18 protein-coding genes, 1 tRNA gene, 3 pseudogenes and 1 other annotated feature are annotated in these 20,658 nt (G+C 37.1%); of the genes and pseudogenes, 19 read left to right on the forward strand and 3 right to left on the reverse strand.

Annotation, left to right across the window (positions count from 1 at the left end; translation table 11 throughout):
* Window positions 1–18 precede the first annotated feature (18 nt).
* On the reverse strand, window positions 19–2,049 hold the full coding sequence (locus JCM1039_RS04535; protein ID WP_025014824.1) for a molybdenum ABC transporter ATP-binding protein: 2,031 nt from the start codon (window positions 2,047–2,049) through the stop codon (window positions 19–21).
* 203 nt (window positions 2,050–2,252) lie between these two features.
* Here JCM1039_RS04535 and JCM1039_RS04540 point away from each other — a divergent pair, with 203 nt between their 5' ends.
* The 4 genes and pseudogenes from JCM1039_RS04540 to JCM1039_RS10695 all read left to right on the forward strand — a co-directional run bounded on the left by JCM1039_RS04540 (window position 2,253) and on the right by JCM1039_RS10695 (window position 6,953).
* Entirely contained in the window at window positions 2,253–2,582 is a 330-nt protein-coding gene (locus JCM1039_RS04540; protein ID WP_025014825.1) for a hypothetical protein, read from the forward strand.
* A gap of 71 nt (window positions 2,583–2,653) precedes the next feature.
* Window positions 2,654–3,469 (forward strand): Cof-type HAD-IIB family hydrolase, encoded by an 816-nt coding sequence (locus JCM1039_RS04545; protein ID WP_025014826.1) that lies wholly within the window; start codon window positions 2,654–2,656, stop codon window positions 3,467–3,469.
* Window positions 3,470–3,796: 327 nt separating this feature from the next.
* On the forward strand, window positions 3,797–5,374 hold the full coding sequence (locus JCM1039_RS04550; RefSeq protein WP_025014827.1) for an ATP-binding cassette domain-containing protein: 1,578 nt from the start codon (window positions 3,797–3,799) through the stop codon (window positions 5,372–5,374).
* A pseudogene (locus JCM1039_RS10695) lies at window positions 5,374–6,953 on the forward strand (ATP-binding cassette domain-containing protein). Before JCM1039_RS04550 ends, JCM1039_RS10695 begins: the two are co-directional and overlap by 1 nt.
* A 99-nt stretch (window positions 6,954–7,052) precedes the next feature.
* Here the strand turns inward: JCM1039_RS10695 and JCM1039_RS04560 are convergent.
* Window positions 7,053–7,129: transfer RNA gene (locus JCM1039_RS04560), tRNA-Arg, on the reverse strand.
* Between the two features lie 152 nt (window positions 7,130–7,281).
* Here JCM1039_RS04560 and JCM1039_RS04565 point away from each other — a divergent pair.
* The 7 genes and pseudogenes from JCM1039_RS04565 to thmT all read left to right on the forward strand — a co-directional run bounded on the left by JCM1039_RS04565 (window position 7,282) and on the right by thmT (window position 13,793).
* On the forward strand, window positions 7,282–8,178 hold the full coding sequence (locus JCM1039_RS04565) for an alpha/beta hydrolase (RefSeq protein WP_025014828.1): 897 nt from the start codon (window positions 7,282–7,284) through the stop codon (window positions 8,176–8,178).
* A gap of 1 nt (window position 8,179) precedes the next feature.
* Window positions 8,180–8,536 (forward strand): arsenate reductase family protein, encoded by a 357-nt coding sequence (locus JCM1039_RS04570; RefSeq protein ID WP_025014829.1) that lies wholly within the window; start codon window positions 8,180–8,182, stop codon window positions 8,534–8,536.
* Between the two features lie 172 nt (window positions 8,537–8,708).
* Window positions 8,709–9,946: pseudogene (locus JCM1039_RS10700) on the forward strand (GH25 family lysozyme).
* A 110-nt stretch (window positions 9,947–10,056) separates the two neighbouring features.
* Window positions 10,057–10,962, forward strand: coding sequence for an alpha/beta hydrolase (locus JCM1039_RS04580; RefSeq protein ID WP_444979742.1), 906 nt, complete (start codon window positions 10,057–10,059; stop codon window positions 10,960–10,962).
* Between the two features lie 8 nt (window positions 10,963–10,970).
* Window positions 10,971–12,773, forward strand: a complete 1,803-nt coding sequence (locus JCM1039_RS04585) for a DUF2207 domain-containing protein (RefSeq protein ID WP_025014831.1) — start codon at window positions 10,971–10,973, stop codon at window positions 12,771–12,773.
* 11 nt (window positions 12,774–12,784) lie between these two features.
* Entirely contained in the window at window positions 12,785–13,564 is a 780-nt protein-coding gene (locus tag JCM1039_RS04590; RefSeq protein WP_025014832.1) for an aminoglycoside 3'-phosphotransferase, read from the forward strand.
* Window positions 13,565–13,613: 49 nt separating this feature from the next.
* Window positions 13,614–13,793, forward strand: a complete 180-nt coding sequence (gene thmT, locus JCM1039_RS04595; RefSeq protein WP_025014833.1) for a 2-hydroxymuconate tautomerase — start codon at window positions 13,614–13,616, stop codon at window positions 13,791–13,793.
* Window positions 13,794–13,845: 52 nt separating this feature from the next.
* Here the strand turns inward: thmT and JCM1039_RS10705 are convergent.
* Window positions 13,846–14,655, reverse strand: a pseudogene (locus tag JCM1039_RS10705) (aminotransferase class IV).
* A 151-nt stretch (window positions 14,656–14,806) separates the two neighbouring features.
* Between JCM1039_RS10705 and JCM1039_RS04605 the strand changes: the two are divergent.
* From JCM1039_RS04605 to nusB, 8 genes are all read left to right on the forward strand, one after another.
* Window positions 14,807–16,180, forward strand: coding sequence for a DUF2325 domain-containing protein (locus JCM1039_RS04605; RefSeq protein WP_025014834.1), 1,374 nt, complete (start codon window positions 14,807–14,809; stop codon window positions 16,178–16,180).
* Between the two features lie 91 nt (window positions 16,181–16,271).
* Window positions 16,272–17,108, forward strand: a complete 837-nt coding sequence (locus JCM1039_RS04610) for a YitT family protein (protein ID WP_025014835.1) — start codon at window positions 16,272–16,274, stop codon at window positions 17,106–17,108.
* A gap of 67 nt (window positions 17,109–17,175) precedes the next feature.
* Window positions 17,176–17,256, forward strand: a sequence feature (ribosomal protein L21 leader region).
* A gap of 14 nt (window positions 17,257–17,270) precedes the next feature.
* A complete protein-coding gene (gene rplU / locus JCM1039_RS04615; RefSeq protein ID WP_025014836.1) occupies window positions 17,271–17,582 on the forward strand; it encodes a 50S ribosomal protein L21 in 312 nt (103 codons plus the stop codon).
* 20 nt (window positions 17,583–17,602) lie between these two features.
* Window positions 17,603–17,893, forward strand: coding sequence for a 50S ribosomal protein L27 (gene rpmA, locus JCM1039_RS04620; RefSeq protein ID WP_013438206.1), 291 nt, complete (start codon window positions 17,603–17,605; stop codon window positions 17,891–17,893).
* Window positions 17,894–18,022: 129 nt separating this feature from the next.
* Window positions 18,023–19,132, forward strand: a complete 1,110-nt coding sequence (locus JCM1039_RS04625; RefSeq protein WP_025014837.1) for a M24 family metallopeptidase — start codon at window positions 18,023–18,025, stop codon at window positions 19,130–19,132.
* 80 nt (window positions 19,133–19,212) lie between these two features.
* Window positions 19,213–19,782, forward strand: coding sequence for an elongation factor P (gene efp, locus JCM1039_RS04630; protein WP_025014838.1), 570 nt, complete (start codon window positions 19,213–19,215; stop codon window positions 19,780–19,782).
* Window positions 19,783–19,799: 17 nt separating this feature from the next.
* Complete coding sequence (locus tag JCM1039_RS04635; RefSeq protein WP_025014839.1) at window positions 19,800–20,234, forward strand: Asp23/Gls24 family envelope stress response protein; 435 nt, start codon at window positions 19,800–19,802, stop codon at window positions 20,232–20,234.
* On the forward strand, window positions 20,234–20,626 hold the full coding sequence (nusB, locus tag JCM1039_RS04640; protein ID WP_025014840.1) for a transcription antitermination factor NusB: 393 nt from the start codon (window positions 20,234–20,236) through the stop codon (window positions 20,624–20,626). The genes JCM1039_RS04635 and nusB overlap by 1 nt, the downstream gene beginning before the upstream one ends.
* Window positions 20,627–20,658 lie beyond the last annotated feature (32 nt).

The following is a 20,658-nucleotide window of genomic DNA, read 5'->3' on the forward strand; positions in this document are numbered from 1 at the left end:
CACATGACTTTTTTCTTTTTATTGCAATTCCATTTTCATAATGGCTTTGACTGAGATAATGACTGGTTGCCCCGTCGTATGGTCTTTAACTGGCAACATCTTATTAACCATCGTCTTTTCAGCGGCAGCCATGATATCGGCTATTGCCTTCTTGGCATCATCTGTAGTGTAATCAAATTTTTCATCGGCAAAAGTAGAAATGATGATGGTTGAATTTGCAGTTGCTGGAATAGGTTCTTCAACTTTAGGTTGAGGTTCCGTTGGTTGAGTCTTAGGCTCGGCTCTCTTAATGAACTTGATCACTGGCTTTTTTGGCTCTGTTACTTCAGGTTCAGTCTTTGGCGTAGTTTCTTGTTTTTGAACTTGCTTTTCTTTATCTTCAGCCTCAGCTTTTTCAATTACTTCATGCAGCGACTTGTTAACTGGAATTTCACGCTTAGTTACCACACCAGTCTTATTTGGTAAAAGATCTTGGACGGTTTTACGTGCTTTAAACAGATCAAACACCTTTGGACCATAAATATTGATCGAACAATGCAGTCCGTTTAATGGGAAAAATTCTTCTTGACGGATCCGAGTGTCGACTTCGCTACGATCCACGCCAGTCTTTTTCACGATATCATTCGTGGTATAAATTGGATAAATCTGCTTTAAGTGCTCAATTGTCGTACTATCTTGAGCACCGATAACTTGTCTAAGCAGATTCCAAGCATCACTATCGTATCGTCTGGTTAATCCATTGCTGCTAACTGGTTTAATCAAGCCTTGCTTTCTTGCATTTCCAACCAACTTTTGATCAATATACAAATTATTGGCTAATTCCAGTTCAGTTAAATTAGAAGTAGGGCGGATCGAATCGATCTCGTGATTAATTTCTTCAGTATGGATTTGGTTAGCCAAAGCCCAGTTTTGATAGTTGGCGATGTAAGTTGATTCGCCTTCTTCTGGGTGGCGCCACATAATGTAGCCTAAAAAGGCATTAGGGTTAGAGGGAAGTGGAATAAAATCATGTTCCGTTAACAATTCAAAGTTGGTTACCATATTGAAGGAATTACTGCTACTTGGTGCAGCTTCGCTAAAGAAGCTGATTTGATCATTAGTCTGCAATTCACCCAGCTTCTTAATATCGCCCACATAAGGAAGTGAATATCTAGCGAAAACTAAACGACCACTGTCTGCAACTTTGACGTCTTTAACTTCCAGCTGAGGCATCTTGTGTGCGATATTTGGAATCTTTACCGCATGACTGCGAACCACCGTGGCAGTGTATTTCTTCTTGCTTTTATCAATTAGTGGCAGAACATCGTCTGATTCACCTTGTTGCAATTTCTGCAAGCGTTGTTGGAATTTTTCGTAGCGACTTGGTTGGAATTTGGCATCAACGTGCGCACCAGTTGAGGCGAATTCGTTTAAGTCTTTGTTTAAAAAGTTCTCAGTATAATTTTTCTTAGTTAAATTATTATTGTTTAATTCGACTACCCAAGAATCTTGTCTATCATATGTGCTGACCAATGTTTCGGCTTTGTTGGTGCCGATAAACATGCCAGCTTTTTTAATATAGGTAGCAGCCAAGCCATATTTGCCTTGACCATATTGCTTAACTTGACTGATACCTTCGATATAGTCGCCGATTGCTAGCTGCTGGTTATGATGTTCAATGTATTTAATGTTTTCGATATTGAGCCAAGCATGGTAATCGAGGATTTCGACTTTATCTGAGTAACAAGAAATCTTGTCAATTAATAGTGAACCGTTGAGATTGGTTTTATTTGGTAAAGTTACATCCCCCAAGACACCGATCCATTTGATCCAAGTGCCAGAGTCAAAGTAGGGCTTTAAGCGAATGTGAACGGAGTTGGGATGCATATATTTATTTAACTGCTCATCGATAACTTTATTTCTTTCTATATTAAATGCCGAAGCCTTATTAGTTGTCTTGAGATCGTTTATTTTGATATAGCGAATATTTAATTGATCTTCTTTAACGTGATTCTTCGACAGCTTATGCCTGTTTTGGTGCAGGAGCTTTTTTAAATTTTCTGGTTTCATAATAATGCCTTCAATCTACATCTATATTAATAATGCTATCTTTTATTAGTACAAGCCAATCGCCTTCTTTTCCCTTTAATCCTATTATAGTTGAATAAAAAATGTATAGAAAAGATGACACCTTTTGGAAAATCTTAATTACGGTTTTACCAAAGTTTTAAAAATGTTGGACATAATAATCTCAAAAAAATGGAGGGATAGATATGGGCTTTTGGCTATTTTATGTTTTGCCATTATGCATTTCGTTTGTGTTGATGCTCATTGGCATTCATTTAATTAAAGATCGAGCAAAAATTGGCGCATATTTGGTGTACTTTTTAGCAGGAATTAATTGTGTGATTGCTGGCATTTTTGGTGTGTCTTATATTTACGCCTTCGTGCTTGAATTAGTGACGCCAAGTTCGCTTACTAAGTATGGTTGGATGGAATTTTGGAATGATAATGTGATCTTTGTCATTGCCACGGTGGTTTTGATTGCGATTAATGTGCTAATTTGGCGTCGGAGCAGGAAAATGCAGTTGAAAATTAGATAAAATATTTGCCATGAGAGCGGCTTTAGATGATAAGATAAAACCTGTTGAAAAAATTTTTTGAGGTGAAGAGAATGACATTACCATTTAAAGCAGTCGCAGTTGACATGGATGGTACCTTTTTGGATGATCGTAAGCAATTTGATCATGAACAATTCGACCAACTTTTAACTGAATTTGAAAAGCGTGGAGTACACTTTATCGTTGCTTCAGGTAGACCTTACGTTAGATTAAAGCAAGACTTCAAGGGCTTTGCTGATAGAATGGACTTTGTAACTTTAAACGGTTCCCGCTTGATCATTAAGGGTAAGGATGCCGCAAGCTACCCAATAGACAGACAAGATGTCTTAGAATTGATCGATGATGTGCAAGCTGAGTATGGCAAGATGGCTACCATGGTCTTTGAAAAAAATATTGCTTACTTACATAGCGAAGTTGCCAAGGATGAACGTGACTTCTTAGCATATTTTGCCGGTAACAGTGATTTAGTTGATAACTGGAATGACATGCCAGACGGCGATATTTACCAAATTACTTTTGGTATGGACAGTAAGCACGCGGCTGATGTTGAAGAAGCGTTTAATAAGAATCACGATAACAAGATTTCTGCCTTTGCTTCTGCTACTTTTGCCATCGACGTTAATGTAAAAGGTGTAAGTAAGGGCAGTGGTCTTGAACGTTTGCTTGCAAAAATGGGCATGACCGGCGATGACTTAATTGCCTTTGGTGATGGCGGTAATGATATCCCAATGCTTGATTTTGCTAAGTATTCATATGCAATGGCTAACGGTATGGATAATGTCAAGAAACATGCTAAGTTTATTGCTCCAGCCAACACCGAAAATGGTGTGTTTAGAGTATTGCAAAAGTACTTGGATGAAGAAAAATAAAAATTATCTTGTAAAATTAAAAATACATGCTATAGTTTAATTAACTTATAGAAAAAGAGGAAAATTGCTTTATGATTCGCTTATTGAATCTCTAATACTTGATTTGTTAATTAGAAAATGAACTAGTGACACTTTATTTAGTGTACCCATTTTTTGCAATCAGCATTAGCAGTAGGCGAATCTAAGGCGATTTTTTATAAAATCGACCTTTATTTGTTGCACTGTTAATTCGAATGCGAATGACAGTGCTTTTTCTTTGCGGCAAATCAGATTAGGGATGTAAAACAGTTCGTCAATTTGTTGTAAAAGTAATAACGAGGAAAAATAATGGGTCTAAAAGATTATCTTAAAACAAACTATCAGCGTGCATTTTTAGTACTGTTTTTAATCACGCTCACACAAGCTACGACTACTTTTTATACGTACTTGACTAGTCCAGAACTTAATGCAATTTCACAAAGAAAATTTGCTTTATTTATTGAATTAATTGCTGTGCAATTTGTCTTTGGTCAAATTTGCAATTCAAGTTTCAATATTGCTAATGTTCAAAATACTAAGCAAACGCAGAATTTATTTCATCAGGTGCGGCAAAATATTTCTAAACATTATTATCAGAAACCAGATAAAGTGGCAGATATGGAAAATCATTTGGGCAACGATTTACAAATGATCCAGACAAACTACTATGATGTTTATTTTTATTTTGCTTGTGATTTGATCTATGTCATTTTAACGATTGGGACTTTGTTTACCTTCCATTGGATATTGGTGGCATATAGTCTGGTGATTTCGTTTTTCGCAATTGCAGTGCCAAAGTTGCTGGAAAAATATACCAACAAAGCAACTAAAAGAGTTTCTACTAAGAATGCGCAATTTCTGAATCTAATTGAAAATTGGTTCAATGGTTTGGAAGAACTTCGAAGATATAAAAATAAATCAATTTTGAAAAAGAAAATTGGTGAATCAAGTCATCAGCTTGAACAAAGCGAATATCAACGTGATAAGTCAATGATTTATGTAGGGATGGTTGCAGCCATTTTTGATGTTATGGGGCGTGTTGGTGTACCAGTCATTGCGGGAATTTTGTTTTTTAATCATCAAGTAAGCTTAGGTGCAATTCTAACTGCTGGCTATTTTGCCAATGGGATTTTTTACAGTGTAAACAGCTGTGTGACTAAGTATATTCAGCTTAAATCAACTAAGACTTTGAGAGATCAACTGGCCGAATTGCAAAAAGTTGAAGCAGAAAAGAAATATGATTCGATTGATAAAGTTGCTTCAATTGAAGTAAGAGGTTTGTCTGTTCAATATGAGCATGGTGAACGGATTAATTATCCTAATTTCGTCATCAAATGCGGTGAAAAAGTCTTACTTGTAGGCGATAGCGGTACTGGTAAGTCTACTTTATTGAAAGTGTTGTTAGGACAAATTAAGCTAAGCAGTGGTGAGGTAATTTATAAGAATAAAAATGATGAGCTTATTCATCCAGATTTTAATCAAATAGGCTATCTAGCACAGGATTTAACGATGTTTGACGCATCGATTTTGGAGAATATTACAATGTTTAATTCAAAGTTGAACGATCGTGTTAATTCTGCAGTTGAAGCAAATGCTTTTGTTCGTGATGAAGAAAAACTAAAGGATGGATTAGCTACTGAAATTGAAGTAAAGCATAATTTGCTTTCAGGCGGACAGCAACAAAAAGTCGTCTTAATGCGGGCAATGGTTCATGAAAAGTCAATTTTATATTTAGATGAAGCAACTAGTGCGATTGATCAAAAGGGTGCGACGAAGATTTTACGTAATTTAACGCAGGGCAAAGAAACACTTTTGATGATTGCGCACAACTTGAGTGAAGAGCAAAGGGTGTTGTTTGATCGTGAAATTCACTTGGAGGGTAAATAATGAGCTGGAAAGAATTGTTCAAATTAAATCCGTGGAGTTTTAGCATTGCACTTTTACTTCAAATGACCGGTGCAGCAGGTGAAATTGGGGTAGCTTACTTTTTAACGCTGCAATTTAATGCAGTACGTAATCGCAACTTACAGATGTTCATCTTTTGGACCGTTTTGCAGATTATCTGTTACGTTTTCGTCTATCTTTTTTATAATGTTGCGGGAATTATCTGGCAAAAGCACGTGCAAAGGTATCTTCATTTGATTAGGCAAGAATTGACGGATCATTATTTTGAAGATGGTAAGAGTCATCATGCGGGTAGCGTGCAGAACAGAATGACTAATGATTTAACGTTGCTGCATAACGATTATTTGAATTCATTTCGTTATGTGGCAGGGATGCTTGTTAGCGTGTTTAGCGTAGCCCTTACACTGTTTACATTTCAATGGAGCTTACTTCTTGCGTGTTTAATTTTTGCGGCAGTGCAGATTTATTTGCCTAAACTGATGGACAAGCAATTACAGAAGGTCACTAGTCTAGTATCTGATGCAAATAAAAAGTATTTAAAGACGTTAGGTGATTGGCTCATTGGTCTGTCAGAGCTTCGCCGATATTTAGCAGGACAAAAGTTGTTTGACGTGATTGCTAAGAGTTCAGGTAAATTGGAAAATGCTAATGTTGAAAAACAGAAGGTAGATCAGAAGCTGGATTATTTGAATCAATTAGCTTATTCAGTTGGGGATGCATTGATTTTCCTGTTAACTGGATTTTTGGTGGTTAATAATTGGGCTGCTTTTGGTTTAATTGCAAGTATTGGTAACTTTAGTTCAGCGATGTTTGCTTCGCTTCAAGGAATAGCTGATTATGGCGGTCGAATGAAGCAACTAAGGATTTGCGTAAGCAAATTTTACAGGCCAGGAAAAAGATCATTGATGAAAAATCGGTTGATTTGAAACAGCCAGTGGCGTTTTCAACTAAAGGTTTAGCTATCAAATTTAAGAACGGTGAAGAAGTAGCTTTCCCTGATATTCAAGTTAATGCTGGTGAAAAGGTCTTACTTACTGGTGACTCTGGTTCTGGCAAGAGTACTTTATTTAAGTTGATTTTAGGCGAAGAAAAAGCCACTCGTGGTGAAATTGAATACTTTGATGAGAGTGGGAAAGTAGTTAAGCCAGATTTAGCCGAAATTGGTTATTTGCCACAATCTCCAGTGCTGTTCCCAGCGACGATTGCCGAGAATATTACGATGTTTTATGATAAACTAGAACAATTTGTTTCTGGAGCAATTAACGATGTGCAGCTAGCTAGTGACATATCGAAGTTTCCAGATGGAATTGAAACAGAAATTGATTTGAATAAATTAAACGTTTCAGGTGGTCAAAGGCAAAAAATAGTTTTAGCTCGTAGTAAGGTTCATGATAGTAAGCTAATCTTGATTGATGAAGGAACAAGTGCAATTGACCAAGCTGCAACAATGAGAATTTTGAAACGATTAGTTAAAACCGATGCCACGATTGTGTTTATCGCACATAATTTTAATGATGAGATGCAGAAGATCTTTGATCATGAAATCTGTTTAACTAGATAAAAAAATGCCAACAATCAATGCGTAAAGCAAAGATTATCGGCATTTTTCTTTGGCCTATTTTTTACAACAAAAAAGCAACGCCCACAAGCGTTGCTACTTTGGTGATCCGGGTGAGATTCGAACCCACGACCCACAGTTTAGAAGACTGTTGCTCTATCCAGCTGAGCTACCAGACCATTTGTATGTTTTGCATGTCCTCAACAGAACATAAACTATTATAGGGAATACCTATTTAAAATGCAAGGAATTTTTTGAAAAAATTTATTTTTTTGTTTTCAAAGCAAGTATAATGGATTTGTGATCAATAATAATAGAAAAGAGAAGCAATATGGAACTTTCACAGAGACTTGAAAAATTTGTCGCAGAATATCGAGCGGGATGCAAGAAGAGCGACGATGAACGTGATAAAGACTTGCCCCATGATATTCCCAAAGTTGAACGAATTGATGATTTGTCTTACGGTCCGGATAAGTGGCATACATTAGATGTTTATCTACCTAAAAAAGCTAACAAGCCTTTCCCTGTAATTATTAATATCCACGGTGGTGGCTGGGTTTATGGTACTAAAGAAACCTATCAATATTATGGTATGGGCTTAGCTAAACGTGGTTTTGCCTTTATTAACCCTAATTATCGTCTTGCTCCAGAAAATGCTGAATTTCCTGATGAGTTGGACGATGTCGACCGCTACATGCACTGGGTCGATGACCATGCAGAAGAATATCATTTAGATAGAAATAATGTCTTTATTGTTGGCGACAGTGCCGGTGGTCAAATGGCTGAACAATATGTAACGATTTTAACTAATCCAGATTATGCTAAATTGTTCCCATATAAGCCACTTAACTTAAAATTTAGAGCAGTCGGGCTTAACTGTGCTGCTTCATTCGTTTTAACGCCAGAAAGCCTTGAAGGTCTCGAAAGTCTTTACTTTACTCCAGAGTCAGTAAATAAGCACCTCGAGCAACTTGACGTTGAAAAGTACATTGATTCTAATTTCTTGCCAACATTTTTAATTACTTCGAATGAAGATTTCTTGCATGATATGCAATTTACTTTATTTGGCTTCTTATTAGGTCGCGGCGTACATGCAATTTGTAAATCATACGGTGATAAAGATCATCCTCGCCACCACGTCTTTTTCGTAAATCAAAAAGACGAAATTGCTGATATTGCTAATGATGAAGAAATTGAATTCTTTAGAGAACATATGAAGAAGGATTAATATGATTAAATTTTATGGCTATAAACGTTGTTCTACTTCAAAGAAAGCTCAAAAATGGTTAGACGATCATGGTGTAAAATATGAATTCCAAGATTTAGTTGAAGAGCCACCTAAAAAAGAAGACTTGATTAAGTGGATGACTAAGTACCAAGATCGCGGTTTGAGATACTTTTTCAATACATCCGGTCAACATTACCGCCAGCAAAAATTGAAGGATAAGATTCCTGATATGACGATTGAAGAAGCTGCAGACATGATGTCTAAAGATGGTAAGTTGATTAAGCGTCCACTTGTTGTCGATGATGATCATTTGACTTGTGGCTTTAGAGAAAATATTTATGAGCAAACCTGGTTGTAATAGTTTGATGTTGTATAATACAAATTCGTGACAAAAATTAAGCTAACCTTACATCTAAAGCGAATCTATTGACTAAAATCTCAAACGAGCTTATTCTAAATTTGATTTCGTATTATTAAGAAGATCAACAAGTGTGAATTTGGATTTTTTCACATAGTGGAGGAAAAGAAGATTGACTACAACCAAAAAATTAATTATTAAATTGGCATGTGCAACCGTATTAGGAACTGCAGGAGTAGCAGTAACTCAAATTAATCGACCACAAATTACTGCTCAAGCATCAACTACATCTGTTGCCGCACGTTCACTTGGTGTGGACGTTGCCAGTTACCAAAATGCTGACTTATCAAGTCATGCTCAAGCAGGTGCACAATTTGCTATCGTTAAGGTAAGTGAAGGTACTTCTTACCGTAATCCCAAGCTTCAAGCCAAATTTCTACAGCTATTTCTAATAACATGATGCCAATGGCATATCACTTTGCTACTTTCAGTTCTAACTCAAGTGCTGCTGTAGCAGAAGCAAACTATGCTATTAAGGCAGCGCAAGCATTTGGTTTGCCAAAGGGTTCTTACATTGCTTGTGACTACGAAACTGGTCAAGGCAACAATATTTATGGTGGTAAGACGCCAACTGCTAACGCAATCATTGCATTCATGGACACAATTAAGGCAGCGGGTTACCAACCACTTCTTTACGCAAGTTCATCTGTTTTGCAAAACAACATTGATACCAGCAGCGTAATTGCTAAGTACCCTAACTCATTATGGGTAGCTTCATATGCTATTTCAGGTAGAATTGATAACCCTAACTTTAATTACTTCCCATCAATGGACGGTGTATCAATTTGGCAATTTACTGATAACTGGCGCGGACTAAGTGTCGATGGTAACGTTGCGGTTCTTCCATTATCAATCAACGGTAATGTAACTTCTAACAACGGTGCTATTTCACAAGCTCCTTCAAACGGTAATAGTTCAAGCACTACTAATAATTCAAATTCTTCATCTACTACTGATGACAAGAAGATTGATTCAACTCCGACTGAACCAGCAACTTCTGGTTATGTAATGAAGAAAGCTTATATTTACAACAAGAAGGGCGAACGTCAAAGCGGCTACTACGCAGCTTACTACGGCATTCAATACTATGGTTCAACTGTAACTTTGGATAATGGTAAGACTGCTCTTAAGGTTGGCGATGACCGTTACGTAATGGCAAGCAACGTTTTAGGTAACTCACGTGTAATGAGACGCAATGCTTACATTTACAATCATGCAGGTAAACGTGCAAACTGGAGAGTTTTGAGAAAGGGTACTCCTGTTAAGACTTACGGTTCACGCTTCAACATCAATGGCAAGTCATACTATCGTATTGGTAAAGGCTTGTACGTTAAGACTGCTAATTTCTAAAAAAAGCTAAATATCTATTTAGCGCGAGTGAATATGCTCGCGCTTTTTTTGTATAATTAAAGTACCTAAGAAACGCTTAGGTATTTTTTATTAATAAGGTGAATTAAATTTTGAAAAAATTAGCAACAGTAATTTTGCTTAGTCTGGCATTTGCTTTGACGGGATGCACGATGAATAAGCCTGCAACCAAGCCATATTCATCAGTCAAAACAGTGAAGGTTAAGCATAATAAGACAAAAGAAAATAAGGTTCAAAAGAAATATCAAGTAACAGAGCAAGATTGGAATATTAATCAAGATGGCGTAAATATTTATGGCCGTTTGTATTTGCCACAGAATTTGCCAGATAAGAAGAAAGCAGTAGTATTATCGCATGGCTTGGCTGGAAATTATCGTGATATGGCTAAATATGCGCAAAATTTGGCTAGTCAAGGATATGTGGCTTATGCGTTTGATTATCCTGGTGGCGCTAAAAATGGTCGCAGTACCGGTGTTGATCAATTGAATATGTCGATTTTTACTGAAGAACAAAACTTGAAGACGGTTTTGAATGCAGTAAGAAATAGAAGCGATGTTGATCGCAACAATGTTTCACTATTAGGTGAAAGCCAAGGAGGGGCTGTTTCTGCCATGCTTGCTTCCAAATATCCAAAAGAAGTTAAGTCATTGATCTTGCTTTATCCAGCATTTTCAATCACTGATTACGCTCAGGTTGCCTTTAAGTCAATCAATCGTGTGCCTGATACATTGAATTTATTTGGTTTTACAGTTGGCAAGAATTATTTTACCAAGCTATTTAACTATGACTTGTTAAAATCAGCCACTAAATATAATGGCCCGGTACTGATCATGCATGGTACAGACGACATTATTGTGCCTGAAACGTATTCAGAAAAGGCTAATAAGAAATTCAAGCATTCGAAATTATACATTTTTAAGCATGCTGGCCATGACTTTAAGGGCAAATATATGACGCGTGCCAATCGTTTGATTGCTAGCTTTTTGGAGAAAAACTGAGGATAGATATGAAAAAGAAGGTTTTAAGTTTACTAGCTTTTCTCGGTCTAATAAGTTACTTTGCTGTTTTTACACAAGAGGCTAAAGCAGACGTTGACTATGACATCACAAATATGGACGTCACAGCGAAAGTCAATCGTGATGGTTCTTTAACGATGCACCGCAGAATCGATTATGACTTTGATAGCGATGCTCATGGGTTTTTTTACAAACAAAATTTAGCTAAAAAACAGAATTTGACTAGGGTTAAAGTCAAGGTTGATGGACAGAATGTTGTGCAATCTAATAGTGGTAAAAATAATACTTATCAATTAACAAGAAATGGTAAGTCATATCGCTTTAAGGTTTTTCATCGCATTGATGAGGATGACAATGTTAAAGTTGAATATTCCTACAGAATTTTGAACGCTATTACCAATTATAAAGATACGGCAGAGCTTAATTTCAAGATTATCGGTAATGGTTGGGATACTGATATTGACCATGCCAAAGCTACAGTAATGTTCCCAGGCAAAGTAAAAGATCTTAAAGCATGGGCACATGGACCTTTAAGCGGTCAGACGCAGGTTTTGCCTAACCAAGGGAAGATTATTATGACCGTCGATAATCTGCCTGGTGATAGCGGAGTAGAAGTGCACTCAATTTTTCCTACATCTGTGACCTCTGCCAATATGAATTTTGTTAATCAAAACAAAAAGAAGGCTATTGAAAAGCAAGAAGCTGATTTAGCAGTTGAAGCAAACAGAAGAAGACAAAGAAATAATTATATTAATTGGGGGTTGCTTGCATTAGCAGCTATCAGTAGTTTAGGTGTGATTGTTACTGGCTTCTTTAGTAAAAAAGTGGGTTACTGGCCACGTAAATGGCGTGATTTGGCCCATAATTATGAAATTCCAGATGTTGGTCCAGTGGCAGCTCAGATTTTGGATAAAGCTGATGAGCCTGATACCAAGGCATTTACTGCTTATTTGATGCGGCTTGCTGGTAAGCACAAGATCAAAATTGAAGATTATCAAGCAGGGATGCGCAAAAAGACAAATTACCGTATTTCTTTGGTTGACGATAGTATATTGCAGGATGATTTGCTTAACTTTTTATTTAAAAAAGTGGGTGATGGTGAGTCCTTTACTACCAAAGATTTAAGAAAATATACTTCACGCAAATTGGGCAAGAAGTATGAAAAATGGCGTGATCGTCAGTTTGCATTAGTTGAAGATGCTGGCTATATTGATGCTAAAGTTGAAAATCAAAAAAGCAGTCGTCGCACCTTCATGGTTGTTGGAATCGTTATAAGTATTGTTCTGTGGGGCATTGCCTTATTCAGATTCGACGATGTGATTTCGGCTGGTAGCTTTATTTTGGCAGGTGCTATTTTACTTGTTCTTGAATTTGTTGCTTTCTTTGTAAGTAGCAAGCGAATGAGCATTTATAGTGAAAAAGGTGCCTTAGAAACCGACAAAGTACGCGGCTTTGAAAAAATGTTGGACGATATCGGCAACTTTAAGATGAGGGATGTTGGTGACCTAATTTTATGGGAAGATATCATGCCCTATGCCGTAGCCTTTGGCTTATCCAAGAAGGTTTTGAAAGAGCTGAAGATTGAATTTAGCGATGCCGAACTTGCAAGCACACCATTTATTGCTTATGGGCCTTTTTATAGCATTGGTAGCGATAGTTTTGAAAGAAGTTTCGAGCATAGTTTCACCAGCGGCGTTTCTGCTGGCTCTTCATCAATCTCTGGTGGAAGTGGTGGCTTTTCAGGCGGCTCATCCGGCGGCTTTGGTGGCGGAAGCGGCGGTGGAGCCTTTTAAGGAAAAATAAAATGAAGAAAACACTAATCAACCAAATCCCAGAAGAAATTCCATCAAATATTCAACGCTTTATTTCAGATGCAAAAATTTATGATAGTTCTTCATCACCAAGTGCAAGAGTGTATTTCATTGATAAAGAAAATGGCTTTTATTTGAAGAGCTCTAAACTAGGAAAGCTTGAAAAAGAAGCTGAGATGACTGAATATTTTTATTCAAAAGGCTTGGGTGCAGAAGTACTAGATTATGTTTCTAGTGATCGTGATTGGCTTTTAACTGCGGCTGTTAATGGAGAAGATTGCGTATATCCAGAGTACCTTAGAAATCCTGAGCGTTTATGTGACACAATCGCCTGCGAGTTAAGAAAGTTGCATGAAACGGATTATACTGACTGTCCAGTAATGGATAGAACAGCAGAATATTTTGCAAGAGCTGAAAAGAATTACCGTACAGGACATTATGATAATTCCTTCCCTAGTTTTGGCTATAGTTCAGCTAAAGAAGCTCATGCTGCTTTAGTTGCGGGAAAGGATGCTTTACAAGATAAAGTCTTACTTCACGGCGATTATTGCTTGCCAAACATTATTCTAAAAGATTGGAAACTCTCAGGTTTTATTGATGTTGGCGCTGGCGGTGTCGGTGATCGACACATCGATCTTTTTTGGGGTGCTTGGACGCTTAATTTTAATTTGAAAACTGATAAGTATCGTAATCGCTTCTTTGATGCGTATGGCAGGGATAAAGTAGATGAATCAAAGCTTGAAATTCTGGCTGCGGCCGAAGTTTTTGGTTAGTTTTCTGCTATAATTGAAGAAAATTCATAAAGATAGGGAGTTGAATATCATGCCATTTGTACATATTGAATTAATTAAAGGTCGTTCAGACGAACAACTTACTAATTTGATGAAGGATGTTACTGAAGCAGTTCACAAGAATACTGGTGCTCCTAAGGAACACATCCACGTTATCATCAATGAATTGGGCAAGCATTCATACGGTCAAGGCGGCGAATGGAGAGCCTAAACAAAAAAGAGATCTTCTGTGGAAGATCTCTTTTAATTTGCTTGTTTTTTTGTTAGCTTACTTTAACAATCCAACCATATTTGTCTTCTAGATCGCCAAATTGAATGCCTGTTAAAGTAACATACAACTTTTGTGTAATTGGTCCTGCATCTTTTCCATTTCCGAAGACATGCTTTTTACCTTTATAAGTAAGTGAACCAACAGGGTATTTATGTTCTTTAGGATCAAGGTAAAGGGCATCGGCGAAACCATTCTTCTTTGTAATCAAAGATGGTAATAAGCTGCTGGCGTAGTTACCAGCAGTTTTTGCTTGACCAGTACCAACTGGAGCAGCACGGTCGTAATCGCTGACTTCATATGGCATTGGCTTAAGGCCCTTAATATAAGCACCTACTGGTGTAGCATAAATTCTAAATTGATAAGTTTCAGAAGGTGAAACGCCGACAATTGGCTGGGTTTCGATCATAAATGAACGAAGGTAAAGCGTACCACTTGAACCATAAGGAGGAACAAAATCTTGGTTGGCTAAAACGACTTCTTTAACGGCCTTAATAAATTCATCTTCTGGATAAGGCTCCATCAATAGACGTTTTGCGGAATTAGCCATTCTTTTGGCATTTTGGTCAGGTCTAAATAAATTAATGCCACCATCTTTTCGACGGTAAGCCTTTAAACCTTCAAAAATTTCCTGACCATAGTGCAATTCTTCGGCTGCTTCATTAAAAGTAATGGTAGAATCTTGGGTTAAATGACCGCCTTGCCATTAGCCATTTTTAAATTCGTCTATCCAGCGATAGGGTAAGTCATGATATTTGAAGCCAAGCTGATTCCAGTCCAAGTCTTCAGGGCGAGTTTTAGTCATAAAATAACCTCCTTATATTTTTTAACACTTTTCGATTAAATTATAGTTAAATTAAGCTTAAAATAAAACTGAAAACTTGACGTTTTATTTTTATTATTAAAAGTAAGCAATATAATAGACAAGATGAAAATTTTTAAAAAGTGGTGAAACTATGTACGATTATCGAAATAATATCAAAATAATTTTAAATAAAACCGATGCAGATGATAAAAGCTTAGAAAATAGTCTAAATGCAATTAAAGCAATTCTTGCCATGGCAGAAGGTGGCACAGCTGAAAAAGCTGCACCTAAAAAAGAGGCGCCAAAACCTAAAAAGAAGATGGCTAATACCCAATCAATTGCGCAAAGAAATGCGGACTTAAAGCAATTTAAACAATTATTGATGGGGCTTACTGAATTAATTGAGACTCCAGGTGATGAATCAGCTAAGAAGAAGTCACTTGAAGCATTGCACAAGATTACTTTTGTACCAGGTGTAGGTAAACGTTACGGCAATGTGCTTGGCAAGCTTGATCAGGCAATTCAAAAGTCTAAAACTACGACGGATGCCGTTAATAAGAAGATCTTTGAGGATGCATTAAAACCTAAGGAAGAACCTAAACGTGATTATCGTAAGGGCAAACGCTACACAGTTATTCGGACTCTTTCAGGCTGTAATTTGATTAATGATAATGGTCAAATTGTTTTCCGAATCAAGGAATCACAAATTCATTCATTGAATTTAAAGAGTGGAGACATTGTTGAAGCCTTAGAAGAAAAAGATAATCCAAACTATGAAGTAGAAGTTCTTCGTGTTGTAGGTTATCGCAAGTTGCGGACACGTGATTATGATCCGATTGAAGAATTTCGTTATGCAGTAGTCCAAGGTCGTGCAGGCCAATTAGCTATTACTCGTAATATTAGGGGTGAAAAGCTGCGTATTCGCGGCAAAGCTGTAACTATTCCAGTTGATTCTAGTTATTACCAAGGTGAAAACATTCATCTAGAAGATGGCTCAATTGTAGATCTTGCTTGGTATACGGGGGATATCAGACTTAAGAAGAATCCGAGTGATGCGGTACAAATTCGCTGGATTTATCAAGTAGATCCACCTAAAAAGCCTGATTTATCTTACAAGAAGAAAGATAAGTCTAAGAAGGATAACTCAGAAGAATTTACTAAGTTGGATATGAATTTGCACTATCAAAGAGTTGGTATTGCGATTGGTGATAATCAAAATGAAGGCATTCTTGAAGGAATCGTTACTAGATATAACGGTATTCCTATTCCAATCGATGCCTTTGAAGGTAAAAAGAAGATCATGGAGCGACAAATCAAAGATTTGGATATCGTAGTCTTGATGACCGCGTATGCTGCTCATGACGCAACTTGGAATATTCAAGAATTTGCTTCAAAATATGGCGTAAAATTTGCTGTTTCTTCATCCAAAGGCTACCGCTCATTTGAACGTGCACTATATCGTGCAGAAAATGGCTTGCCAGCATATGAAGGTACGCAAGCAATTGAATATAAAGAAGTTAAGTAAGTATTAATATTGTTTTAGTCGGTTGAGACCATAAATCCATTCAGGTAGAATGAAGCTAATAACTACTAACTAAAAGAAAGGACGCTTATAGATGCGAAACATTAAACAACGTTCCTGGACAAAGGTTCTAGTATTTTTAGCAGCACTTGAAATTATGGCTATAGCGATTAACTTCTTTTATGGACCATTTAATATTGCAGGTGGTGGCTCAACCGGTATTTCAATTTTAATTGAAGCGGTATGGGGTATTGACCGTTCAATATCTGTTTTTGTAATAAATACAGCGATGCTGATTTTAGCCGCAATCTTTTTAGGTAAAAAAGTTACCAAAAATATTTTAGCTGGTAGCTTGCTTTTGCCAATTTTAATGGAAATTACTCCTAGCTTCAAAATCACTGATGACAAATTAATGGCAGTGATGCTGGGTGGAGCTTTAATGGGTTTCGGTATTTCACTTCTTTACCGAATCGATGCTTCAAGCGGTGGTACAACAATTCCACCGATGATTTTAAAGAAGTATTTTTACTTAAGTCCAACAATCACTCTTACAATCATTGATACGATTGTGATTGTTGCCAACATTTTTGTCGATGGTATGGATGCTTTTCTTTTAGCAATCGTATCGCAAGTAGTTGCGACTATTACGATGCATTATACAGAGACAGGTCCTGATAAAAAATATCAAATACGTGTTATGTCGAATAAATATCTAGGTCAGATTCAAGATATGTTAAAAGATGAGTATCAAGGTTTAACTATTTACAATGTTACTGGCGGCTACAGTAATGAGGAAAGAAAGCAACTATTAACTATTGTGGATCCGCGTGAATATGGTCCATTGATTTCTAAAATTCATAAGATTGATAAGGATGCTTTTATCATTACTGAGAATGTGGCAAAAGTTCATGGCGGTCGCTGGGGAATTTAATTTATTCAAATTATTGATATCCACTAAAAACCGTTGTATTATATAAGAGTTGTATTTGTGGGTACCTCCACATCTGCAACCGCACGGCTTGAGGTTAGAAGTCTTCTTGAGTAAGAAGCACCCCAGTTCGGCGAGTCTAAGTATTTTTTCGGAGGTGTACAAATGTACGCAATTATTAAGACCGGTGGTAAGCAATACAAAGTTGCAGAAGGCGACAGCGTATTTGTAGAAAAGCTTGATGCTAAAGAAGGTAGCGAAGTAACTTTTGACGAAGTTATCCTTGTAGCTAATGGTGACGACGTTAAGGTTGGTACTCCATTAGTAGATGGTGCTAAGGTAACTGCTAAAGTTGAAAAGCAAGGTAAGGAAAAGAAAGTTGTAACTTTCAAGTACAAGCCTAAGAAGCACTCACACAGCAAGTATGGTCACCGTCAACCTTACACTAAGGTTACAGTTGAAAAGATTGAAGCTTAATTTTCAGAGGTGAAATGATTATGAATATTTTAGGTATGAAATTATTTGCCCACCACAAGGGTGGCGGTTCTACTGCCAACGGTCGTAACTCAGCTGGTCGTCGTTTAGGCGCTAAGGCTGGTGACGGTCAATCAATCCACGCAGGTTCAATTATTTACCGTCAACGTGGTACTAAGATTCACCCAGGCAAGAACGTAGGTCAAGGTGGAGACGACACTTTATTTGCACTTGTTAACGGCGTTGTTAAGTTTGAACGTCTTGGCAAGTTCAAGAAGCAAGTTTCTGTATACCCAGCTGAAGAAGCTAAGTAATTCAGGATATAATTAAGAAAGACGAATGGTAATTTGCCATTCGTCTTTTTTGGTGCTCTTTTTCAAGTAATAAAACTTAAATTTTAGTATAATAGATTAAAATTATTTTAAGCAAAGAAGGTTCTGATTATGGAAGAAAAGCAAGAATTATTGTCATTGATTAATAACCGAATTAACCATGTCGCAGACTTAATTAAAGAGCACGATGCAGATGCGTTGATTATTTTTAATCAAGCAAATTATCGTTATCTAACTAACTTTACAGGTGAAGAAGCCCAACTTATTTTAACTGCTGATGGTGAACGTACCCTTTTATCAGATTCACGCTTTGCAGGACAAATTAAAGCCCAAGCTCCGGGTGAAATGGATGTCATTATGAAACACGCTAGTGACTATGAAGAACTCACTAAGTCCCTTAAAAAGCTCAATGTAAAAAAGGTTTTAGTTGAAGGCGAATTTGTTTCAGCTAGTGAATATGCTAAATTAAAAGAACTTAATCCTGATATTGATTTTGAAATGGTTGAAGAATTGGTTGAACGCGTCCGCAATGTTAAGGATGAATTAGAAATTGCAGCATTGCGCAAGGCAATTGACATTTCAATGGAAAGCTTTAAGGCAATTTTGCCAATGATTAAACCAGGGGTTAAAGAACGTGCAGTTGGGGCAAAACTTGATTATTTATTCAAAATTAATGGCGGAGATGGCCCAGATTTTGATACAATTATAGCTTCTGGTGTTCGTTCAGCTTGGGCTCATGGTGTTGCCAGCGATAAAGAAATCGAAGAAGGCGACATGATCGTCATTGACTTTGGTAGTTTTTACCATGGTTATGCTGCCGATATTACGCGAACAGTTGCATTAGGTGAAGTAGATCCTGAGATGCATAAGATTTATGACATTGTTCATGAAGCACAACGTCGTGGTATTGAAGCTGCCGTTATTGGCAATACTGGTCATGACGTTGATAAGGCGGCTCGTGATTACATTACTGAACAAGGCTATGGTGAGTACTTTGGCCATGGTATTGGTCACGGAATCGGCCTTGAAATTCATGAACTTTGCCAACCAGCTTTGCCATTTAGAACAACTAAATTAGTCAACAATATGGTTCATACCGTTGAACCAGGTATTTACTTGCCTGATAAAGGCGGAGTTAGAATCGAAGATGATATTTTAGTCCACGATCAGACACCTGAAACGCTATCAACTTTGCCTAAGGATGAATTAATTTCTTTATAGTTGTAATTTTAATAGGTTGAAGTTATAGCCAAAACCGTTTAAGATTGGTAAGATATTAATGTAGAAATGAGGGACTTAAAATGACAATGATTTCAGTAAACGAATTCAAGAATGGCCTTACTATTCAATACAACAACGATTTATGGCGCATTGTTGAATTCCAACACGTAAAACCAGGTAAGGGTAGTGCCTTTGTACGTTCAAAGCTTAAGAGCTTGAGAACTGGTGCTGTCCAAGAATATACTTTCCGTTCAACTGCTAAGGTTGAAACTGCAGATATTCAAACCAAGTCAATGCAATACTTATACAACGATGGTACAAGTTACGTATTTATGGATACTTCAACTTATGACCAATTGGCAATTCCAAACGAACAAATTGGTGATGAATCTAAGTACTTACTTGAAAACATGGTTGTTAGTGTAATTATGCACGATGGTGAAACTTTAGGTATTCAATTGCCTAACACTGTTGATTTGAAGGTTGCTAAGACTGAACCTAACATCAAGGGTGATACTTCATCAGGTGGTGGTAAACCAGCTACTATGGAAACTGGATTGGTAGTTAACGTACCATTCTTCATTAACGAAGGCGATATTTTAACTATTAACACTTCTGACGGTACATACGTATCACGTGCAAATAAGTAGTTTTTTGAGGTAGCGAAATGGCAGATAGTTCAAAAATTCTCTTAAGTGGCGAAGAAAACAGCGAACAAATTAAAATTGATCCTAGCGTTTTAGAAGTTATTTTGGGTATTGCTGCTGAAAAAGTTGATGGCGTTGCAGGTATGCGCGGCAGTTTAAGATCAGGCCTTAACTGGGTTCTTGGTCGTGAAGATCACGGTAAGGGCGTTAATGTTAAAGTTGATGATGATAACAAGTTAGTTGCCGATGTTTATGTATATCTTGAAAGCGGCGTAAATGTTCCTAAGGTTGGAATGGAAATTCAAAAACAACTAAAGGCACAATTACTGCAAATGACTGACCTTGAACTAAAGTCAATTAATGTACATGTTGTAGGTTTAGTTTTCCCAGAAGATGAAAAAGATACTGAGCAAACTACCTCAGAGCTGTTTCCGGAGGATGAAGTAGAGAAATAATGAACCAACACGAAAGTCGCAAAGTTGCTATGCAAGCCATTTATTTGGCTAATCAAGAGCCAGATTTAAATGCTGAAGAAGTTGAAGCAAAAGTCGTTGCAACGCTTAATTTAAAACAGCTTTCTGCCTATTCGAAGAAGTTAATCGAAGGTGTGATTGAAAATCGTGCAGATTTACAATCTGCTTTGTCTGAGCACCTAAAAAAGGGCTGGCGTCTTGAGCGCGTAAGTCAAATTGTCGTTGCTATTATGGAAGTTGCTCTTTTTGAAATTAAGAATAGCGATGAAATCGATCCTAAAGCAGCAGTAAATGAAGCTTTGAATTTATGTGACGAATTTGCTGAGCCAAAAGAAAAGCCATTTATTAATGGTATGTTAGCAAACTTTGTTTAATGGATGAATAGCCGGCAGTTTTGCCGGCTATT

Source organism: Lactobacillus kitasatonis DSM 16761 = JCM 1039, assembly GCF_000615285.1.
GTDB classification, from domain to species: Bacteria; Bacillota; Bacilli; order Lactobacillales; family Lactobacillaceae; genus Lactobacillus; species Lactobacillus kitasatonis.